Origin of the sequence: Halomonas sp. SIMBA_159 (assembly GCF_046536035.1) — a bacterium.
In the GTDB taxonomy this organism is placed as follows: Bacteria; Pseudomonadota; Gammaproteobacteria; order Pseudomonadales; family Halomonadaceae; genus Vreelandella; species Vreelandella venusta_A.
Window position 1 is genome coordinate 1 of sequence record NZ_JAWJBT010001009.1, and the last position, 256, is coordinate 256.

Here is a 256-nt window from a genome sequence, read left to right on the forward strand (position 1 = left end):
CGTGAGCATGGCCGCAGGGGCCACGGACGGCGCCGCGCCGATCGCGCTGACCGGCCGCGAGCTGACGCCCGACGCGGTCGCCGCGATCGCGCGGGCCGGCGCGCCTGTCGCCCTGTCGGCGGAGGCGCGGCGGCGCGTCGAGGATGGTCACGACCTGCTCGCCCGCATGATCGCCGACGGCACCCCGATCTACGGCGTGACCACCGGGTTCGGCGCGCTCGACGGCAGCCGCGTGCCGGCGGAGAAGAACCGCGCG

1 protein-coding gene is annotated in these 256 nt (G+C 78.1%); it reads left to right on the forward strand.

Annotation, left to right across the window (positions count from 1 at the left end):
- The coding region (locus R0J87_RS22295) for an aromatic amino acid lyase (RefSeq protein ID WP_498889042.1) at nt 1-256 on the forward strand (256 nt) is incomplete at both ends.